This is a genomic window from Erwinia sp. MYb416 (assembly GCF_037479575.1).
Taxonomy (GTDB): domain Bacteria; phylum Pseudomonadota; class Gammaproteobacteria; order Enterobacterales; family Enterobacteriaceae; genus Erwinia; species Erwinia rhapontici.
The window spans coordinates 222,219-240,969 of sequence record NZ_JBBGYT010000437.1; the positions used below are offsets into that span (position 1 = coordinate 222,219).

An 18,751-nucleotide genomic window follows, 5' to 3' on the forward strand; every position below is an offset into this window, starting at 1 on the left:
CCCGAGAGAGGCAGTGGTGTGATAACAGGAGGCGCGTGCGGAAATAATTCCAGCCTGCTGTTCATCCTGCCCGTCGCCTCCCCCCTGAATCAATAAAAAATCCTCGTGTGCAGGCGTGCTATGCCTGCGCGTGAAACACCTTTGTTCAAGGAATGGCATGATGAAAATGCACCAGAGCAACCTGAAAATGGCACGTGACCTGGCGATCGCCAGCGCGGCCACCCAGAGCCAGGATCACACCCTCGCTCGTCTTAATACCCAACGCCAGGGCCTCACCCGTGAAGAGGCGGCGGCACGTTTACAGCAGTACGGCGCCAACCAAATCGCCAGTGATAATGCCCCGGCAGCGCTGACCCAGCTGTTGCAGGCGTTTAATAATCCGTTTATCTGGATCCTGATGGTGCTGGCGGCCATCAGCGTGCTGACCGACTACATCCTCCCACTACGCCGGGGAGAAGAGACCGATTTGACCGGTGCCATCATTATGCTGGTGATGATTAGTCTCAGTGGATTGCTGCGCTTCTGGCAGGAATATCGCACCAATAAAGCCACAGAAGCCCTGAAATCGCTGGTCAGCACCACCGCTACGGTACAGCGCCGCAGCCATGCCGACAGTGAAGCGGTCAGCATTGAGGTGCCGCTGCAGGAGGTGGTTCCAGGCGACATCGTGCTGTTATCAGCAGGCGATATGATCCCGGCAGACGTGCGGCTGCTCTCCTCACGCGACCTGTTTGTCAGCCAGGCGGCGCTGAGCGGTGAAGCGTTGCCGATCGAGAAATACGACAGCCACAGTCATCTTCATCGCGCCAGCCCGCTGGCCGATGAGCAAGATTTGCTGAGCCAGCCCGGTATCTGCCTGATGGGTACCAATGTGGCCAGCGGCAGTGCGACGGCGGTAGTGGTCGCAACGGGCAATCAGACCTGGTTTGGTTCCCTGGCGAAGTCGCTGGTCGGTGAGCGCCCACAAACCTCCTTCGACCGTGGCGTCAACAGTGTCAGTTGGTTACTTATCCGTTTTATGCTGGTGATGGTCCCGGTGGTCTTGCTGATTAATGGCTACACCAAAGGCGACTGGAGCGATGCGCTGCTGTTTGCGCTGGCTGTCGCCGTTGGCCTGACGCCAGAAATGCTGCCAATGATTGTCAGTTCCAATCTGGCGAAAGGGGCGATTGCCCTGTCGAAACGCAAAGTGGTAGTGAAGCGTCTGAATGCTATCCAGAACCTGGGGGCGATGGATGTGTTATGCAGTGATAAAACCGGCACCTTAACCCAGGACAAAATCATTCTCGCCGGGCACCTCAATGTGCGGGGCAACAGTGATGATGGCGTACTGCAACTGGCCTGGCTTAACAGCCGTCATCAGACCGGGGTAAAAAATCTGATGGACCGCGCAGTACTCGGGTTCAGCCAGGGTAACGCTGCCGTCAGTGGGCTGTGGCGCTTTCGTAAAATCGATGAACTGCCGTTTGATTTTGAACGCCGCCGCCTGTCGGTGCTGGTCGCAGATGATGGCCAGCAGACCCTGATTTGTAAAGGGGCGGTGGAGGAGATGCTGGCGGTGTCAGCCTGGTGGCAGGATGAAGGAGAAGTGCGTCCACTGGATGAAGCAACATGCCGTCAGATTCGGCAGTTAGCAGCGGACTATAACCAGCAGGGCTTCCGTGTGCTGGTGGTGGCAACTCGCCAGATAAGTGAGCACTCGCTAATCACTCAGCTCAGCGCCGCCGATGAACGTGAACTGGTCATTACTGGCCTGCTGACGTTCCTCGACCCGCCGAAAGAGAGTGCGGCTGCCGCGATAGCCGCACTGCATGAACAGGGTGTGACGGTCAAAGTACTGACCGGGGATAACGCAGTGATCACCAGCAAAATTTGCCGGGACGTGGGGCTGGAGCCGGGGGAGCCGCTGTGCGGCAGTGAGCTTGCGCGTATCAGTGATGCTGAGCTGGCACGTCTGGTAGAGCAGAGAACCCTGTTCTGCCGTCTCAGCCCGCAGCAGAAAACGCGCGTGTTGCAGGCGCTGCAAGGTAACGGGCACACCGTGGGTTTCCTCGGTGATGGGATTAACGATGCCCCGGCGCTGCGCGCGGCGGATGTCGGGATTTCCGTCGACAGTGCAACTGACATCGCCAAGGAGTCAGCAGACATCATTCTTCTGGAGAAAAGCCTGCTGGTGCTGGAACAGGGGGTGATCAAAGGCCGCGAGACGTTTGGCAACATCATCAAGTACCTGAATATGACCGCCAGCTCCAACTTCGGCAACGTGTTCTCCGTGCTGGTGGCCAGCGCCTTTATTCCGTTTCTGCCGATGATGGCGATTCATCTGCTCTTGCAGAACCTGATGTATGACCTGTCCCAGCTGGCGCTGCCGTGGGACAAGATGGACAAGGAGTTTCTGCGTAAACCGCGTCAGTGGGATGCGAAGAATATCGGTCGCTTTATGCTGTGGATGGGGCCCACTTCATCGATCTTCGATATCACCACCTTCTGGCTGATGTGGCATGTCTTTGCCGCGAACAGCGTTGAGGCGCAGGCGCTGTTCCAGTCTGGCTGGTTTGTTGAAGGGTTGCTGTCGCAGACGCTGGTGGTGCATATGCTGCGCACGCAGAAAATTCCGTTTATTCAGAGCCGCGCCGCGTTGCCGGTGATGCTGATGACCGGGCTGGTTATGGCGCTGGGTATTTTGATTCCCTTCTCACCGCTGGGCCATGCGGTGGGGCTGGTGCCATTGCCGTGGAATTACTTCCCGTGGCTGCTGGCGACACTGCTGGGCTACTGCCTGGTGACGCAGGGCATGAAACGTCTTTATATGCGCCGTTTCGGTCAGTGGTTCTGAGGAGAAGAGATCATGAAAAATTCGAATGCCGTTACGGCTATCGTGCTGTTTTTCGTTGGATTGCTGATTTTTTCCAGCAGTATTGCGATGATATTTAGCGGATAAATAAAACGGGCGGACCGAAAGAGAAGGTCCGCCCCTACAGAATCCAGGTGGCCGCGAACCGATAGTTTGCACCCACCGTAATGAAGACCATTTTTCCGGTCGCCCCGTTCCGATGATTTGTACCGGCACCTCGGGTTTTATCCATTTTTCATTAATACAATGGACTGAACTTGACGACTGAATAAAAAGAAATCAACCTGAGTCCTCATATGGAAGATGAAAAACAAGAGGGATATAATGCCGATAAAATCATTTCGTTTTACTCAATTTGCAGATTTGCGTGCTGAAGGTGTCGGATCCCTGAATGCATCTTTTACATTATCCCTTCATGTCGCCGAAGATAATGTAAAAGAAGGCAAAAAGTTACAACTATCTGCTTCGATGATATGCAACGCTGCTAAAGCATACGGGTCAGGGAAAGTCATACCCTGGTGTACAGTAAAAAATAATGTTAATCATAATAAATATATACTTGATACCAAAGGTAAATCATTTTCCCTCGGTTTAGATGAAATACTTATCGGTAGTTCGATTTTTATAATTCCATATAAGAAAAACATACATCCAATTTTAGAAGTACAGGCGGGATATGTTTTAGATACGGGTTATACAGGAACAGTAAGGCCTTTTCCCTTAGACATGACTCAACGTATTTCATTAAATAAATTCAATATGGATTCTTATGAAAAGCAAAATTGACTCTTCGGTTTTTTTTGTTTTATTTATCTTTGTGATGGTCTTTCTTTGCTCTTGTGCATCAGCGAAGGATGGTTCTTTATCCAGAGATGAACCCACCCAAGAAGCCGTTGAACTCACGAAAAAAATGATTTTTTCAGATGAAGAAGAGAAGAATAAAATCTTCTCTTCTTTTAAAGAATTAATGGATGAAAACCCAGGAAATATCACCATCAGAAATATGTATATCAATAATCTGATTGCAGAAAAACATTATGAAGAAGGGTTGAAATATCTCCGTGCGATGAACAAGAAAAACCTCATGCGGACTAACTTACTCACTCAGTGTATGTTGCAGGAACGGCTAGAGAAAAGAGACGAGGGGTGCTATAAAAAAGTTATTGCTCTGTCTGAAGAAAACAATGCTATTGATTCAGACTATATCAGTGCCCTGTTTTTTATGGATGACAAAAGATTTGAAGCGTTAAGACACGAACTAATTAAAGAAAATAAGTTTAAAGAATCTGATTTCTTGGTCTTTACGCTGGGAAAAGAGAAAATGTTACATGAGTTCTTTCCATAGTTCTTTTGTTGAACGGGCCGACCGAAACAGAAGGTCGGCCCATTTTTTTTACGGGCGAATAAACCGCACGTAAATAAAGCGGATGATGTAAAACTCAATCACGCCCAGCAGCAGGAACCACAGGCAGAACACCAGCGTATACAGCTGGCCGATATCTGCCAGGTGGAACATCTCTACCAGCCTGCGTGCCAGCGTCAGACCGAATGAAGGCGCAGGCAGCAGCAGCGCAGAGAGGAAGCCGAGCAGCAGGGCGCTCATTGGCATCAGGAAAGTTTCAAACGGGTTTTTCATCACAATTCCGTGTTAGTCAGTTGCGGCTATTTTCTGTTAATCCCAGACCGTCTTCAATCATTAACCACCAGGGCTGCGGGCACTTGCTCACGCATCCAGCGCACAAAGCTGCTACGTTTTTCCGACGGGCTGAGGTCCTGGCGCCACAGCAGATTAATCGGGCGACTGGCCGGTTGCCACTGTTGCAGCAATGGCACCAGCCGACCCGCAGCAATATCCTGCGCCAGCAGAATACGCGGTTGCAGTATCAGCCCGGCACCGGCCAGCGCCGCCTGACGCAGCGCCTGACCATCGTTACAGGTAAAGCTGTTGTCGAAAGGCCAGGTGACATCGCCCCACTGCCAGGCGTTATTCTTATTCCATGCCATATTGGCGAGGCAGCGGTGCCGATGCAGATCCCCGGGCGTTTGTGGCGTGCCGTGTTGTGCCAGATAGTCCGGCGCTGCGCACACCACCATCTGATACTCTCCAAGAAACTGGGCAACCAGCGGTTCATTATGCTTCAGCCCCCCGATACGGATGGCAAAATCAAACCCTTCGGCAATCAGATCGACAAAGCGGTCGTTGAGATCCAGCGCGATCTTCACCTGTGGATAACGTAACTGATAGCCGGTGACGACGGTCGCGATAGCGCTGGCCCCCAGATTGAGCGGGGCGCTGATACGCAGCAAGCCGGACGGCGTCTGCTTCATATTTTCCACGCTTTCATCCGCTTCCCTGAGCAGGACCAGTGCCTGTTTGCACTGCTGGTAGTAACGTTCTCCGGCTTCTGTCAGATGCTGGCGTCGGGTGTTTCGCTGCAACAGGCGGGTATTCAGCGCGGTTTCCAACTGGCGAACATGTTTACCGACCATCACGGCGGTGATATCCAGCCGCCGCGCGGCTTCGCTGAAGTTGCCGCTCTCAACAGCGCAGATAAAGGCTTCAATGCTGCGTAATTTATCCATGATTGCAAACTCTGGGTTTGGAGTTCCCGAAAGTATCGCGCATTTATCCCGCAACTGCACTGCGTCACACTGACCGGACTCATTCATCAGGCAGGAGACACAACATGAAAATTTTAGTGATTGGCGCATCAGGTACGGTGGGTCAGGGCATTGTGCAGGAGTTGGGGCACGACCATCAGGTCATTCGCGTGGGGAAAACCCGGGGCGATTTTCAAGTCGATCTTACACGTGAGGAGAGTGTCAAAGCGCTGTTTGCCCAAACGGGTAAGGTAGATGCGGTGATCTCAGCGGCAGGCGGTGTCCACTTTGGCCCGCTGGCTGACATGAGCAGTGAACAGTTTAACAGCGGGCTACAGGACAAGCTGATGGGGCAGGTGCGGCTGGTGCTGATCGGCCAGGCATTCGTCAATCCCGGCGGTTCCTTCACGCTGACAACGGGGATTCTGGCCCAGCAGCCGATCCGCACTGGGGTCAATGCCACCGCCGTCAATGCCGCGCTGGAAGGCTTTGTACTGGCGGCGGCCAATGAACTGAACGGGTTGCGCATTAACGCCGTCAGCCCAACGGTCTTAACCGAATCGCTGGAAAGCTACGGCCCGTTCTTCCCCGGTTTTGAAAGCGCAGCGGCAAGCCGTGTGGCACTGGCCTATCGCCGTAGTGTAGAGGGAATCGATACCGGACGTGTTTTCCGCGTCTGGTAATGTCCGTCATACTTGACGCTGGCTCTGCGTTGGTTGCATGCACTTACCCGAGTCACTGACTTAAGTCAGCTCATCGGGATGCATTTATTTACCGCCTTGATCCAGCGCCAATTATTCAGGACATATGAGGTGGGGATATTGATGCTGAAAAGTGGCGAAATATCCCCCAACCCCCGCAGGGATGTATATCCCTACACTTTTTGTAAGACGGTAATTCTTTTAGAGTTTTCGCCCACATTTTCCCCGCTAAAATAGCAATCGTTAAAAAGTATAGCCAAGGCTATACTCAAATCCCTGATTTTACTGTCTTTTTTTCTGGCGATTAGCGTGCTAGGATGCGCTTCACTTGAACGAGCTTGTGATTATTTTTCCAACATAAGCTGATGTTTTAACGAACTGGAACGCAACTGCGGTTTCAGACCGGATAAATACAATGAACCTATACGCCACTCTTATTCTGGCTTTTGCTATGTCGATGGATGCCTTTGCGGCCGCTATCGGCAAAGGGGCCAGTCTGCATCGCCCCAGCCTGAAAGAAGCACTGCGTACCGGTTTGATCTTCGGTGTGATTGAAGCACTCACCCCGCTGATTGGTTGGGCGATTGGTCTGGCTGCCAGCCAGTACATCATGGCGTGGGACCACTGGGTGGCCTTCGGACTGCTGTTTATTCTTGGCAGCCGGATGATCGTTGAAGGTGTGCGTAAGAAAGAGTGCAAACCAGAAGAAGCGCCAACCAGCCACGGTTTCTGGCTGCTGGCCTGTACGGCTGTCGCCACCAGCCTGGATGCTATGGCAGTCGGCGTCGGCCTGGCCTTCTTGCAGGTGAATATCGTCACCACTGCGCTGGCGATTGGTTTTTCCACCATGGTCATGGCCTCTGCGGGTATTCTGCTGGGGCGCTTCCTTGGCCCGGTGATGGGAAAATGGGCAGAAATTTTCGGCGGCGTAGTGCTCATTGGTATCGGCTGTAGTATTTTGATTGAACATCTGGGCCGGTAAACAGAAATTCCGGCCTCTTTCTGGGGCGGAGTGGGTATGGCGTTATCGGTAGTCGACTGGAACAGCCGTAATCACATTGAATGTTCACATCTGACCGCCAGTCATGCGGCCTTCCCGCTGCACACCCACGAAGAATATGTCATCAGTGCGAATCTCAGCGGCATTGAAACCCTCAGCCTCCATCAGCAAACCCTGTCAGTTCATGCCGGGGATATCACCATTTATAACCCTGAAACGCTCCAGTCTTCGCAGTTTGGAGCCGAGCCGGTTGAGTTTTTTAGCATTCATTTACCGCAACAGGTTTTTGCCGATCTCACCGATCGATCACTGCCGATCCTGCGGGAAGGGGTGCTGCGCGATCCCGCATTGTTCGCGGCGATATGTGGTTATGTGTTGTCGCCGGATGAAGAGCAGGTTCAGCAGCAAAACCTGCTGTGGCTGACCAGCCAACTGCTGAAACACAGCCATGGGGAGGAGACCCCGCTGGCACCCGTCACCATCGGGCGGGCGCTGGAGTGCATGCGTGACAATCTGACGATGAAGATGACGCTGGATGAGTTGGCCGCCGCCGCCGGGCTGAGTAAATATCATTTTGTGCGTCAGTTTCGCCAGCAGATCGGCATTGCGCCGTTGCAATATCATATGCAGCTGCGCCTGCTGGCAGCGCGTAACCTGCTACGGCACCAGCACAGTGCGCTGGATGTGGCGCACCGGCTGGGTTTCTACGATCAGAGCCATTTTATTAACAGCTTTCGGAAGATGATGGGCATTACGCCGCATCACTATCTGCGTATCTTCAGCCAATAAATTCACGGTAACCGGAAAGGATAACGTAACCCGCGAAGTAGCAAAAAATCACCGCTGACGCGATGTACGACCAGCGTAGCATCTTTGCCCCCAGCATCCGTCCGCCCACGCTGCCCACCGTGCACAGCACGGCCGTCCAGACAACGCCTGCAAGGAAAAATCCGCTCAGGAACCAGCCTGAAGCCGCGGTGCCGTTGCTGCTCATCCGCGAAATCAACGCCCCGCCGACGGCGGCAAACCACAGGATTGCCGTGGGTGAGGACATGGCAAGGAAGATGCCTCGGAAAAAATTCTGGCGCAGACTCAGTGCTTCACCGATATCCCCGGCGCTCAGTTCTGCGGTCGGGCGCAGGGCGCTTTGCACCATCTTCCAGGCAAACCACAGCAGGATCAGGGAGCCGCCGATCCACAATACCCAGCGTACCGGAGTGAACTGCAGCAGCACCGCCATTCCGGCCATCGCGAGGACCGCATAGATCAGATCGCCCACGCAGGTGCCGATCCCCAGCCAGAAGCCATGGAAAAAACCGCGCTGCATCGCCAGGGTGATCATCGCAATGTTGGCGATGCCGATATCCAGGCACAGGGAAAGACTGAGGAGAAAACCATTAGAGAAGGGCATTGGCGTCCGATCCAGGATGAGTGAGGCCGCCATTATCATCAGGCATCTTGCAGAAATATTGGAAAAAATTGCGCAGCAAGTCGGGATTTCATCCCGGGCCGGGTTTGCCGTTTAGCAACGGTTTACCTTTTTATCGGCATAATTAACTCAATTTTGTGATCTGGCTCATAAAATATTGCCTGAAAAACGCGCGGCATGTATAATTTTTTAGCGATTTTCAACAAAAGCTGCAAACAGGTCATCATGAAAAAATTCTTCAAATACGTGTTCCGGGTTTATGTCGACACCTTCAAACACGTACCGCCAGGCGCTGTTCTTTAAGCGCCGGCTGCACCGAACACCCTCGATAACGCGTCGGTCAGGGATTTGACCGATGGTTATCACCTCTTCTGATAATCACTTTATAAAAATATTGCATCATCGTGCGTCCTGCGCGAATCTGACTGCTATGCAAAATACTCAGCTGTTCCTCACCACCACGACCACCACCGCTTCTGGCGGAGAGTGGCGAGTTTGCGTGGCTGAGTAGTTAGCAAACCTTTCCCCTCCCGCCGGTTACCGACGGGGCTGCATTGTTCTCCGTTGTTGCCGGTTCAACTGAAGCCAGAATAAAGGAGAAATGCCATGTCTGACGCCTCCGCGTTGCTCGTGATCGATATGCAGGCAGGTTTAGTGCACGGCCCGCAGGTGCCCCATAACAAAGCACAGTTGCTGGATCACGTTTCCTATTTGATCACATCGGCGCGCGCGCAGCAGATACCGCTGTTTTTTGCCCAGCACACCGGCGCGGCGGGTTCACCGATTGCCGCAGGCAGTGAACTCTGGCAAATCGCACCTGAACTGCCACTGCTGGATTCTGACCGCTGTTTTAACAAAACGCGTCCGAGCTGTTTTGCCGACACACCGTTACTGGCCTGGCTACAGAATGCCGGGATAAAACGGCTGGTGATCGTGGGGATGAAGACCGAATATTGCGTGGATACCACTTGTCGTGCGGCGGCAGATCGGGGATTTGAGGTGGTGCTGGTAAGCGATGCACACAGCACCACGGATAATGCGGTGTTAACGGCAGAGCAGATTATTGCCCATCATAATGCGACGTTGTCGGGGCCATTTGTGCAGCTGCTGACGACGCAAGAGATCCGTTTTTAGTCAGTTATCGGCATTGAGGCAGAAAAAAGTCTCAATGCCGGCTTCACCTGTTATGCGGTCGGGCCTGCCTGGGCGATGCGTGCACCCTCTTCCGTGCGGGTGTACTGCTCGAAATTCGCGACAAACAACTGGGCTAATTTTTCGGCTGCCTGCTGCCACGCTTCTGCGCTTTCCCAGCCATTACGTGGGTCGAGCAGCGCATCGTCAACACCCGGCACCTGCGCCGGGATGGCCAGCCCAAAGATCGGCAACTGGCTATCATTTTGCTCAATGGTGCCGTTCAGGATCGCGTTGATGATAGTGCGCGTATCCCGCAGTGACAGGCGCTTGCCTGCGCCATTCCAGCCGGTGTTAACCAGCCAGGCTTCCGCCTGAGTCTCATTCATTTTTTCTTCCAGCACGCTGGCGTAGCACGTTGGCGGCAGCATTAAAAACGCCGCGCCATAGCAGGCCGAGAACGTCGGTGTCGGCTGGGTGATGCCGCGTTCCGTACCGGCTAATTTTGAGGTAAATCCAGACAGGAAGTGATACTTCATCTGTTCGCGGGTCAGGCGTGAAACCGGAGGCAGTACGCCGAAGGCATCAGCGGCAAGGAAAATCACCTTCGACGGGTGGCCTGCGGCGGAAACCGGGCGGACAATATTCTCAATATGCGAGAGCGGATAGGACACGCGGGTGTTCTCGGTTTTGCTGCCATCCGCGTAATCGACGGTTCCATCCTCTTTGAGCACCACGTTTTCCAGCAACGCATCCTGACGAATAGCGCGGTAGATCTCCGGCTCTGCGGCTTCACTGAGGTTGATGGTTTTGGCATAGCAACCACCTTCGAAGTTGAACACGCCCTCGGCATCCCAGCCATGTTCATCATCACCAATCAACTCGCGCAGTGGATCGGTGGAAAGCGTGGTTTTCCCGGTGCCTGACAGGCCGAAGAACAGAGCGACATCACCCGCCGCGCCGCGGTTAGCAGAGCAGTGCATCGAGGCGATGCCACGCTGTGGCAGCAGGTAGTTCATCACCGAGAACAGACCTTTTTTCATTTCACCCGCGTACCAGGTGCCGCCGATAAGCTGGATTTTCTCGGTGAGATTGAAGGCCACAAAGTTTTCAGAGTTCATCCCCTGAGCCTGCCACTGGCTGTTGGTGCATTTGGAGCCGTTCATCACGGTGAAGTCAGGGGTAAAGTTCGCCAGCTCTTCCGCGGAAGGAACAATGAACATGTTTTTCACGAAATGTGCCTGCCAGGCGACCTCGGTCACCACCCTCACTGCCAGTCGCGAGTCTTTATTCGCACCACACCAGGCATCGACAACGTAGAGTTTTTTACCTGACAGCTGCGTGCAGACCAGTGCACGCAGCTCTGACCAGACGGCAGGTGAGAGAGGATGATTATCGTTGCGGCCCTGACCGGCATCCGACCACCAGACGTTATCTTCGGTCAGTGCATCGCGCACGATGTATTTATCACGCGGTGAACGTCCGGTGAATTCCCCGGTATCCACGGCTACTGCACCGGAGGCGGTAATGGTTGCGCGTTCCCAGCCCACTAAGTCCGCCGCGGTTTCATGCGCCATCAGCAGTTCATAGCTGGGGTTGTAAATCACGTCCTGGAGGTCGGTGATTCCAAGGTCTGACAAGGCTGTGTTAAGGGATGCAGTGCTGGACATGAGATACCTGACTATTTAGGGGCTGAGGATGAGTTAATGGTTTGTTGCGAACTATTCCACGGATACTAGCATCGGATAACAGATGCTTTAATTGCATAATTTCTATTCTGGATGCAAAATTTGCATACTATTTTTGCGATGCGGGAGACGGACAGCGGTGATCGGTAACCTTGAAGTGAAATGGTTTTATGATGTGATTGCGCTGGAAGAGAGCCGGAGCTTTACCCTGGCGGCGGAGAAAAGGAACATCTCACAGTCATCGTTTAGCCGACGCATACAGTCGCTGGAATCCGCGCTGGGTTTTATGATTTTTGATCGCAGCAAAAACCCGTTACAGCTGACGCAACAGGGTAAAAACTTCATCGGCTATGCACGCAATATGCTGGACGATATGGATTTTCAGCTCAACCGCATCAAAGGGTTAGATAACCTCCGGCAGAGCATCAAGATCGATGCGGCCCCCTCTCTTTCCGTGCTGTGGCTGCCCGAAATGATTGCCGGGTATAATGACAGCAATGAGCGCATCCACTATGTGGAATCGATTAATGTGAATGATGCGGTCTATAACCTGAAAGAGGGAAAATGTGATTTTATTCTGAGTTTTTATAACGAAGAGTTAATGAACTATCCCTTTGTTCATCACAAGATTTTTGATTCTCATCTCCATCTGGTCACCCCCTGCGATGATGATGGTCAGCCGTTGTACTCCCTGAGCCACGATATTTTGCCGTTAATGAAATACGCTACCGACAGCTATATGGGACGGCAGGTTAACCAGGTGATCGACACATTGTCTGAGGACACTTTTACGCTGCGTTTTGTCTCGTCGATGAGTGAGCTGTTAAAGCGTATGATCGTTAACGGGCAGGGTGTGGGCTGGTTACCGCAGTACTCAATAAAAGAGGAACTCAGCCAGGGAAAACTGGCAATTATGGACCCTTCTGTTTCCCTCGGGATCAGCGCCTATGTTTACCGTTCCGGCTCCAGGCTGAACCTTTCCGCTGAACGGTTTTGGCAGTATATTCGCGCGCAACCGACACGGCGGGAATAACCAATAGTGGGGCTGGTCACTGTCATCAGGATGGATAGAGCTTAGTCATCTTGCAGGGAACTGGTAGGTAAATAAAATTATTGCATTAATTTTATTTTTCTTACAAAAACAAAACAACAATGATAATATGAAAATAATTTTTCAAGGAAGGAGAAATGAAATGGCTGAAATAATTTCTTTAATGTTTTTGTGTGTTGGTGTTATTGCCTTCACCAAGGAGATAAAACTCTTTAAAATTGTATCCAGCATTATGTTGTATTTTTCTTTTGTTGTTGCAAACGGAAGTGTTCCTCTGCAAGTTTCCTATATTTCCATAATACTCATGGTGCTAATAGTTCTGCTCTATGTGAATTCCAGCAAGAAAAATAAAGATATATTTTATTTCTCAATTCCTTGCTGGTTGTTAATTGTTTCGGTTATATTTAAAGTATTTATTTACTGATCGTGAGTTACTTGATTTTCATTAGTTTTTTAGCTATGGATATAAATTCAATCTCACTATTTATGTATATTATCTCTTTTGTTTTTGAATTATACTTTGCCAGGGAAATAGGTGCGCCATCCCCACCATTTTCAATAAAGAATTTTGATCTTATACTGTCATAAAGATTCACGGAACTTATCGGATCCCTTCCGAACTTGTAGGGTGTTGGCGCACTGATCTTATGTTTGCTAGATAACCACCTGGGTAAAATTCTATCGAACCCATCAATTGGAGTTATAAAAGTACTAAAACCGCAATACTCAAGGTTGAAAATTAGTTTTCCATTCTTTTTATCTTTTTCACTAATGCCAATCCCAAAAGAAATTTTGAATTTACCCCAAGTGTTTACATTGCTATAGTTCACCGGGCTATCATTATAAAACAATTCTTGCTCTCTCATTAAATGATAAACAGACTTTACAACCTGAATAGAGGTTGGGCCTATTGTGTTTGCAATGCTCGGTAATCCTGACTTGGTGTATATCTGTTCTTTTATAAGATATATCCCCGTTCCTTTGAAATATTCCATAAAACCTTCCTTGTTTTTTAAACGTAAAATTACTGATGAAGTTATGATTTGATATGCAATCATGAACCAGAACGATAATCATTGTGTCATAATTAAAATTCGCGAAAGTTAAACTCACGCAATGTGAGTTATTACACATATTCAAGGGGTTGTCTTTAGTAAAAATAATGAAAAAATAAAGAAAATACGGAGGGTTAAAAATGAGTTCTACAGATTCAGCTAAAAACAGCTGGATAAAGAAGGTATTCATTATGGTGAGTGAAAACCATCAGCAGGGTTCGACCGGAAAAAAAGGTCGAACCCTACGTTGAGGCGATTGCTGTAGGGGCGGACCTGCTGTTTCGGTCCGCCCGCTCGCGTCGTTATTCGAAATCGACCCAGGTCGCGCCGGCATCGGCCGACTCAACGCAGCGTTCAACCCACTGCACACCGGCAACACCCGCATGAACATCCGGGTACCAGAAGTCTGCCAGCAGCGCTTTATCACCACGATCGGTGGCATCCATTGCTACGGCAAAGCGACGATAGAGGTTTGACCAGGCTTCGAACAACCCTTCCGGATGGCCGCCACCGATGCGGTCTTCTTCCAGCGCACGCGGGGCCAGGTAGCCCATGCCGCGCTCCAGAATGCGTACCGGCTCGCCCTGAATTTCATAGCGTAACTGGTTCGGCTGTTCGTCCCACCACTCCAGACTGGCTTTCGATCCGATCACGCGGATCTTCTGACCATGCATCGATCCGCAGTTCACCGCAGAGCACCACAGCGATCCCACGGCACCGTTGTCGTATTCCATCAGTACAAAGGCGTTATCCTCTAGCGGCGCACGGGTTTTCACAAAGCTCTGGCGGGAACACATCAGACGCGTGATTTTCAGGTCAGGCAGCATGGTTTCCGCGAGGAACAGCGGATGCGTGGCCAGATCGCCCAGTACGTAGCTTGGCCCGACAAATTTCGGGTCAACACGCCAGCGGGTGCTGGGGTTCGCCAGTTCCACCGCTTCATTGTGGAAGCCGTGGGAGAACGACATATTCACAATACGGATATCGCCCAGCAGGCCTTCCGCAATCATGCTGCGCGCCTGTTGGATCAGCTGATGGCCTGAATAACCGTAGGTGACACCGATGATTTTATTCTGTTTTTTGCTGAGTTCCGCCAGCTCTTTGGCTTCTGCGGTGGTGAAGCACAACGGTTTCTCACACACCACGTGCAGGCCCGATTCCAGCGCGGCTTTACAGATGGCGAAATGCGTGTTGTTCGGCGTGGCGATGGATACGGCTTCAATGCCGTCAGCGCGCCCAGCTTCCTGCTGGAATAACGTCTGATAATCGGGATAGCAGCGATCGCCCGTCACGCCCAGGCTTTCACCGAAGGCGCGGCCGCGTGCCGCATCAATATCAAATGCGCCCGCCACCAGGGTAAAGGTGTTGTCACGCAGTGCCGCTGAACGGTGGATATAGCCGATCTGGCTGGTGCCGCCGCCGCCAACCATGCCCCAGCGCAGGGAGCGATCGAGAGGTTTGATGCCGTTAATCATGGTAAGTCCTTAATCAGAATCCAACAGAGTTGAGGTAACGCAGGCTTTCGGTCACGTCGTGCAGGCTGCCATCGGCATTGCGCGGGTCACGTTCCTGTTCAATGGTGATCCAGCCCTGGTAGTGGCGTTCGGCCAGGAAGGCACGCACTGCCGGGTAGTCGATGGCCCCTTTGCCAATCGGACACATCACCCCTTCGGCACAGGCGGTGAAGAAGTCCAGCTCACGGGCGATCACATCGCGGAATACCTTGTCGTTAACATCCTTAAAGTGCAGGTAGTCGATTCGGTCAAAGTACTGTGCGAGCGCAGGGATCGGGTCCATACCGGCGTAGTACAGATGCCCGGTATCCAGACACAGGCCAGCCACGCTGTGCGGGATGTCCTGCACCAGTTTTGCCAGTTCATCGGCAAACTCAATGCTGCCGCCTGCATGCGGATGGATAACCGGGCGTACGCCGTACCCTTTGGCGATACGGCTGATCTCGGTGATGTGGCTCATCATGCGCTGCCAGTCGGTGTCGGACAGGCGCACGGCTTTATCGTACTGCCCGGCAAGACGTGCGCGTTCTGCATCGCCAAAGTCGATAATCACCAGGTAGGGCGCAGGAAGGTTGTCGCCGTGAGTCGGGGTTGCCGTCGGCACTTGCGAGACATTGCGGCACAGGTTATGCGTCAGCTCAATCATCGCCGGGAAGTTTGCTTCGCTCACCAGATCGTCAAAGATGGTGCCCGCCACAATCGTCAGCCCGTACTGGTTCAGTTTTTCGGTCAGCAGTGCCGGGTCGGTTGGCAGATACGTCCATGGACCCAGCTCTATGCTCTTGTAACCGGCCTGTGCGGCTTCTTTCAGCACTTTCTCATACGGCGGCAGGTGCGGGTTCTTTGGGTCATCGACGCCCCAGCTGCAGGGTGCGTTAGCAATATGAATAGTCATTTCGGTGTCCTTTCTTTATCAATAAATCGCACTCAGCGAGTGGCTGTTTTGCTTTCTTGTTGGGGGGTGTTGAAGCGTTCCAGAATCAGCGCTTCCATTTTTTCCAGTGAAACCCCTTTGGTTTCAGGCAGCAGAGCTTTCACAAACCACCAGGAAGCCAGTGAACACACCGCGAACAGCAGCAGTGGGAAGGCGCCGTGGAAGTTATCGTTGAGATAGGCGTTCTGGTTCATCATCGGGAAGGACTGGCTGACAAAGAAGTTACCGGCCCACATGGCGCAGATAGAGAAGCCCATGCCAGCACCGCGCAGGCGGGTGGGGAAGATTTCACCAATCACCGTCCACACCACCTGGCCCCAGGTGCCGCCGAACAGGAACATAAAGCCGAACAGGCCGATAACGGAGACCCAGCCGGTCATGCCGCTGTAGAAGGTATAGAAGGTGATCAGCAGGCAGACGGCAGAGCCGAGGGAACCGATCAGCAGCAGTGATTTGCGTCCCATTTTGTCGATCAGCATCATGCCGACCACCACGCCCACAAACTGCAGCACCGCCAGCCAGATGGTCATGTACATCGCTTCCTGCATGTTATGGGTCACGTTCATCAGCAAGGTCGGGCCAAAATACTGGATGACGTTGATGCCGGTGAGCTGGTTAAAGATGGCCAGGCCAACGCCAATCACCAGGAAGATCGAGGTCTTACGGTTGAAGCTGACGCGCTCGCGGTTCACCTGCTTATCGGCGTTATAACGCAGCGACTCCTGGATCTCGTTCATCACGCGTTGTGCATGCTCAGGGGTGGAGATGCGCGACAGGGTTTTCAGTGCCTGCTCGTTGCGGCCGACCATCGCGTTCCAGCGGGGTGACTCAGGAATAAAGCCGACAAACAGGAAGAACAGGATGCAGGGAACAAAGGCGGCACCCAGCATCCAGCGCCAGCCGTAGGCATTCAGCCACTCTGGATCGGCATTTTTGGCAATCAGGTAGTTGGTCAGCAGCACCAGCACCTGGCCGCCAACGCAGCAGATCATGTGCATGGTCATGGCCCGACCGCGATAATCTTTCGGCGCGACTTCGGCAATGTAGATAGGGGAGATCACCGAGGCAAGGCCGATGCCCAGTCCGCCGATAATGCGGAACACCACAAAGGTGGTGAAGTCCGGGGCCAGTGCAGTGCCGGCAACGGAGACCACAAACAGAATGGCGGTGACGATCAGCATTTTTTTACGGCCATAACGGTCAGCCAGTTTTCCTGCCACCAGACAGCCAATAACACAGCCGATGATGACGTTAGACACCGCCCAGCCCGTTTCGGCAGGTGAGAGTTGATAGTGGTGGCTGATAGGTTCGATAGCGCCGGAGATGACCGACGAATCATAGCCAAACAGCAGACCACCGAGGGCAGCAACGGCGCAAATCGCCATCACATAGGCCATGTTATGTTTTGGTGTTGATAGAGGCACGGAGGAGATCCTTCAGTTATTATTTGAAGGGAGTATCAAACAAACATTCCATTACCTACAATGATGGAATGTTTGTTTTTTGATGGTGATCTCACTATTTTTGATAGCTTTAAATGATAATATTCTATCATTTCCGCTATTTCAGTGAGTTATTCGATAGTTCTGTCGGATTTCGCTGTTGACCCGCAGTGCGTCAGTAATTCTCTTTGGTTATCAATTCGAAACTGCTGGTCAGGGCGATAAAGCCACCACGTTCCTCGATGCTGGCTTGCTGCATCGCCTCAATGACGCGGGCGGCCAGCTCGTCCAGTCGATGGGCTATCATGATATCCAGCGTGCCGTCGATCAGTGCCAGCTGAGCATCCTGCAACGGGCCGTGGCAGATTAACGTAATGTCCTGCCGCCGGGCACTGTCACGCAGGGCATTGACGACACCTTCCACGCCGCCGCAGGGCGCATAGATCACGGACAATTCAGGGTGGCGATGAATCAGTTCGGCAGTGACCTGATAGCCCCGCTCAACGTTTTCAAAACTCTTAACCGGTTCCAGTACCGTATGGCCGGTGGCGTATTCCCGCAGGTACGAACGGAAGCTGATTTCGCAGGTTTCCTGACATAAAAAGCGATTATCACCGACAATCACCCCGACTTTTCCCGGTGGGCCGCTCAGACGCTGAACAGCCCATGCGGCGGTTCGGCCCGCTTTTCGGTTATCCAGGCCGATATACCCGGCGTGGCCACAGGGCGAGAGATCGGAGAGAACGGTAAATACTTTTACGCCTTTTTGTGTGGCTTTCTCCACCGCCCGACGGATGAGCGCATTATCCAGCGCGATCAGTGCCAGCACGTTAACGTGATCGCTCAGTTCATCAATCGTTGCCGCCGTTTCTTCAATGGCATGGATATCATGAAAGGCGAATTCAATGCGGGTGCCCTCCTGTAAATACGGTGCGGCGTGCTGTTCCAGTGCCCGGGAAAACGTATCGTAGAACGAGTAGTCACGCGACAGCAGAATGACACCAATCCGCAGCGAACCTGAACTCTGGCGTGGGGCGCTGACGTTAAGAAAATCAGGATCAAAACGATAGCCGAGCCGGGACGCGGCCTGAACCACGCGATGTTCGGTGTCCGGGCGAACGGGAGCTCGTCGGTTCAGTACCCTGTCGACCGTGGCAACACCCACGCCAGCTTCGCGGGCGATGTCCGTTAATGTGGTTTTTTTCATCCTGGATTCCCTGATATAAGCAATGACAAAAAACTATCACGTCTGCCCACAGGGCAACAGTACAGGCAGAGGACTAAATACTCAGGACATGACGCTCATCAGATTATTTTTTTTATTGTGCACAAAATAAGATTTAAAAATTTC

The 18,751-nt window shown here is 52.4% G+C and carries 18 protein-coding genes; 9 read left to right on the top strand and 9 right to left on the bottom strand.

Going from position 1 to position 18,751, the window contains the following annotated elements; genetic code table 11:
• The first annotated feature begins 160 nt into the window (after positions 1 to 160).
• The 3 genes from mgtA (at position 161) to WH277_RS09240 (ending at position 4,199) form a co-directional block, all read left to right on the top strand.
• Entirely contained in the window at positions 161 to 2,836 is a 2,676-nt protein-coding gene (mgtA, locus tag WH277_RS09230; protein ID WP_238337123.1) for a magnesium-translocating P-type ATPase, read from the top strand.
• A gap of 342 nt (positions 2,837 to 3,178) precedes the next feature.
• On the top strand, positions 3,179 to 3,640 hold the full coding sequence (locus WH277_RS09235; protein ID WP_339505353.1) for a hypothetical protein: 462 nt from the start codon (positions 3,179 to 3,181) through the stop codon (positions 3,638 to 3,640).
• Positions 3,624 to 4,199, top strand: a complete 576-nt coding sequence (locus WH277_RS09240) for a hypothetical protein (protein WP_339505355.1) — start codon at positions 3,624 to 3,626, stop codon at positions 4,197 to 4,199. Before WH277_RS09235 ends, WH277_RS09240 begins: the two co-directional genes overlap by 17 nt.
• A gap of 48 nt (positions 4,200 to 4,247) precedes the next feature.
• Here WH277_RS09240 and WH277_RS09245 read toward each other — a convergent pair whose 3' ends face one another.
• Together WH277_RS09245 and WH277_RS09250 are read right to left on the bottom strand one after the other, a co-directional pair.
• Complete coding sequence (locus WH277_RS09245) at positions 4,248 to 4,490, bottom strand: DUF1158 family protein (protein WP_133844569.1); 243 nt, start codon at positions 4,488 to 4,490, stop codon at positions 4,248 to 4,250.
• A gap of 53 nt (positions 4,491 to 4,543) precedes the next feature.
• Positions 4,544 to 5,437: a LysR family transcriptional regulator gene (locus tag WH277_RS09250; protein WP_133844567.1), complete on the bottom strand. Its 894-nt coding sequence runs from the start codon at positions 5,435 to 5,437 to the stop codon at positions 4,544 to 4,546.
• Between the two features lie 104 nt (positions 5,438 to 5,541).
• Between WH277_RS09250 and WH277_RS09255 the strand changes: the two genes are divergently transcribed.
• The 3 genes from WH277_RS09255 to WH277_RS09265 all read left to right on the top strand — a co-directional run bounded on the left by WH277_RS09255 (position 5,542) and on the right by WH277_RS09265 (position 7,945).
• Complete coding sequence (locus WH277_RS09255) at positions 5,542 to 6,138, top strand: short chain dehydrogenase (protein ID WP_339505357.1); 597 nt, start codon at positions 5,542 to 5,544, stop codon at positions 6,136 to 6,138.
• Positions 6,139 to 6,571: 433 nt separating this feature from the next.
• Entirely contained in the window at positions 6,572 to 7,138 is a 567-nt protein-coding gene (gene mntP / locus WH277_RS09260; RefSeq protein ID WP_133844564.1) for a manganese efflux pump MntP, read from the top strand.
• 36 nt (positions 7,139 to 7,174) lie between these two features.
• Positions 7,175 to 7,945, top strand: a complete 771-nt coding sequence (locus WH277_RS09265; protein WP_159338360.1) for a helix-turn-helix transcriptional regulator — start codon at positions 7,175 to 7,177, stop codon at positions 7,943 to 7,945.
• Here WH277_RS09265 and WH277_RS09270 read toward each other — a convergent pair.
• Entirely contained in the window at positions 7,935 to 8,567 is a 633-nt protein-coding gene (locus tag WH277_RS09270; RefSeq protein ID WP_167864276.1) for a LysE family translocator, read from the bottom strand. The genes WH277_RS09265 and WH277_RS09270 overlap by 11 nt on opposite strands.
• A gap of 624 nt (positions 8,568 to 9,191) precedes the next feature.
• Here WH277_RS09270 and WH277_RS09275 point away from each other — a divergent pair.
• Complete coding sequence (locus tag WH277_RS09275; protein WP_339505361.1) at positions 9,192 to 9,719, top strand: cysteine hydrolase family protein; 528 nt, start codon at positions 9,192 to 9,194, stop codon at positions 9,717 to 9,719.
• 50 nt (positions 9,720 to 9,769) lie between these two features.
• On the opposite strand, the gene pckA is transcribed toward WH277_RS09275, so the two are convergent.
• Positions 9,770 to 11,386 (bottom strand): phosphoenolpyruvate carboxykinase (ATP), encoded by a 1,617-nt coding sequence (pckA, locus tag WH277_RS09280; RefSeq protein ID WP_133844558.1) that lies wholly within the window; start codon positions 11,384 to 11,386, stop codon positions 9,770 to 9,772.
• Between the two features lie 157 nt (positions 11,387 to 11,543).
• Between pckA and WH277_RS09285 the strand changes: the two genes are divergently transcribed.
• The gene (locus WH277_RS09285; protein ID WP_167864200.1) at positions 11,544 to 12,437 is read left to right on the top strand and encodes a LysR substrate-binding domain-containing protein; all 894 of its coding nucleotides are present in this window, start codon (positions 11,544 to 11,546) and stop codon (positions 12,435 to 12,437) included.
• Positions 12,438 to 12,597: 160 nt separating this feature from the next.
• Positions 12,598 to 12,879, top strand: coding sequence for a hypothetical protein (locus WH277_RS09290; protein ID WP_133844554.1), 282 nt, complete (start codon positions 12,598 to 12,600; stop codon positions 12,877 to 12,879).
• Between the two features lie 7 nt (positions 12,880 to 12,886).
• On the opposite strand, the gene WH277_RS09295 is transcribed toward WH277_RS09290, so the two are convergent.
• From WH277_RS09295 to WH277_RS09315, 5 genes are all read right to left on the bottom strand, one after another.
• Positions 12,887 to 13,450 (bottom strand): hypothetical protein, encoded by a 564-nt coding sequence (locus tag WH277_RS09295; protein ID WP_339505365.1) that lies wholly within the window; start codon positions 13,448 to 13,450, stop codon positions 12,887 to 12,889.
• A gap of 362 nt (positions 13,451 to 13,812) precedes the next feature.
• Positions 13,813 to 14,985 (bottom strand): Gfo/Idh/MocA family protein, encoded by a 1,173-nt coding sequence (locus WH277_RS09300; RefSeq protein WP_133844551.1) that lies wholly within the window; start codon positions 14,983 to 14,985, stop codon positions 13,813 to 13,815.
• 13 nt (positions 14,986 to 14,998) lie between these two features.
• Entirely contained in the window at positions 14,999 to 15,919 is a 921-nt protein-coding gene (locus tag WH277_RS09305; protein ID WP_133844549.1) for a TIM barrel protein, read from the bottom strand.
• A gap of 32 nt (positions 15,920 to 15,951) precedes the next feature.
• Positions 15,952 to 17,382: a sugar porter family MFS transporter gene (locus WH277_RS09310; protein ID WP_227535478.1), complete on the bottom strand. Its 1,431-nt coding sequence runs from the start codon at positions 17,380 to 17,382 to the stop codon at positions 15,952 to 15,954.
• Positions 17,383 to 17,575: 193 nt separating this feature from the next.
• Positions 17,576 to 18,607, bottom strand: a complete 1,032-nt coding sequence (locus tag WH277_RS09315) for a LacI family DNA-binding transcriptional regulator (RefSeq protein WP_133844547.1) — start codon at positions 18,605 to 18,607, stop codon at positions 17,576 to 17,578.
• Positions 18,608 to 18,751 lie beyond the last annotated feature (144 nt).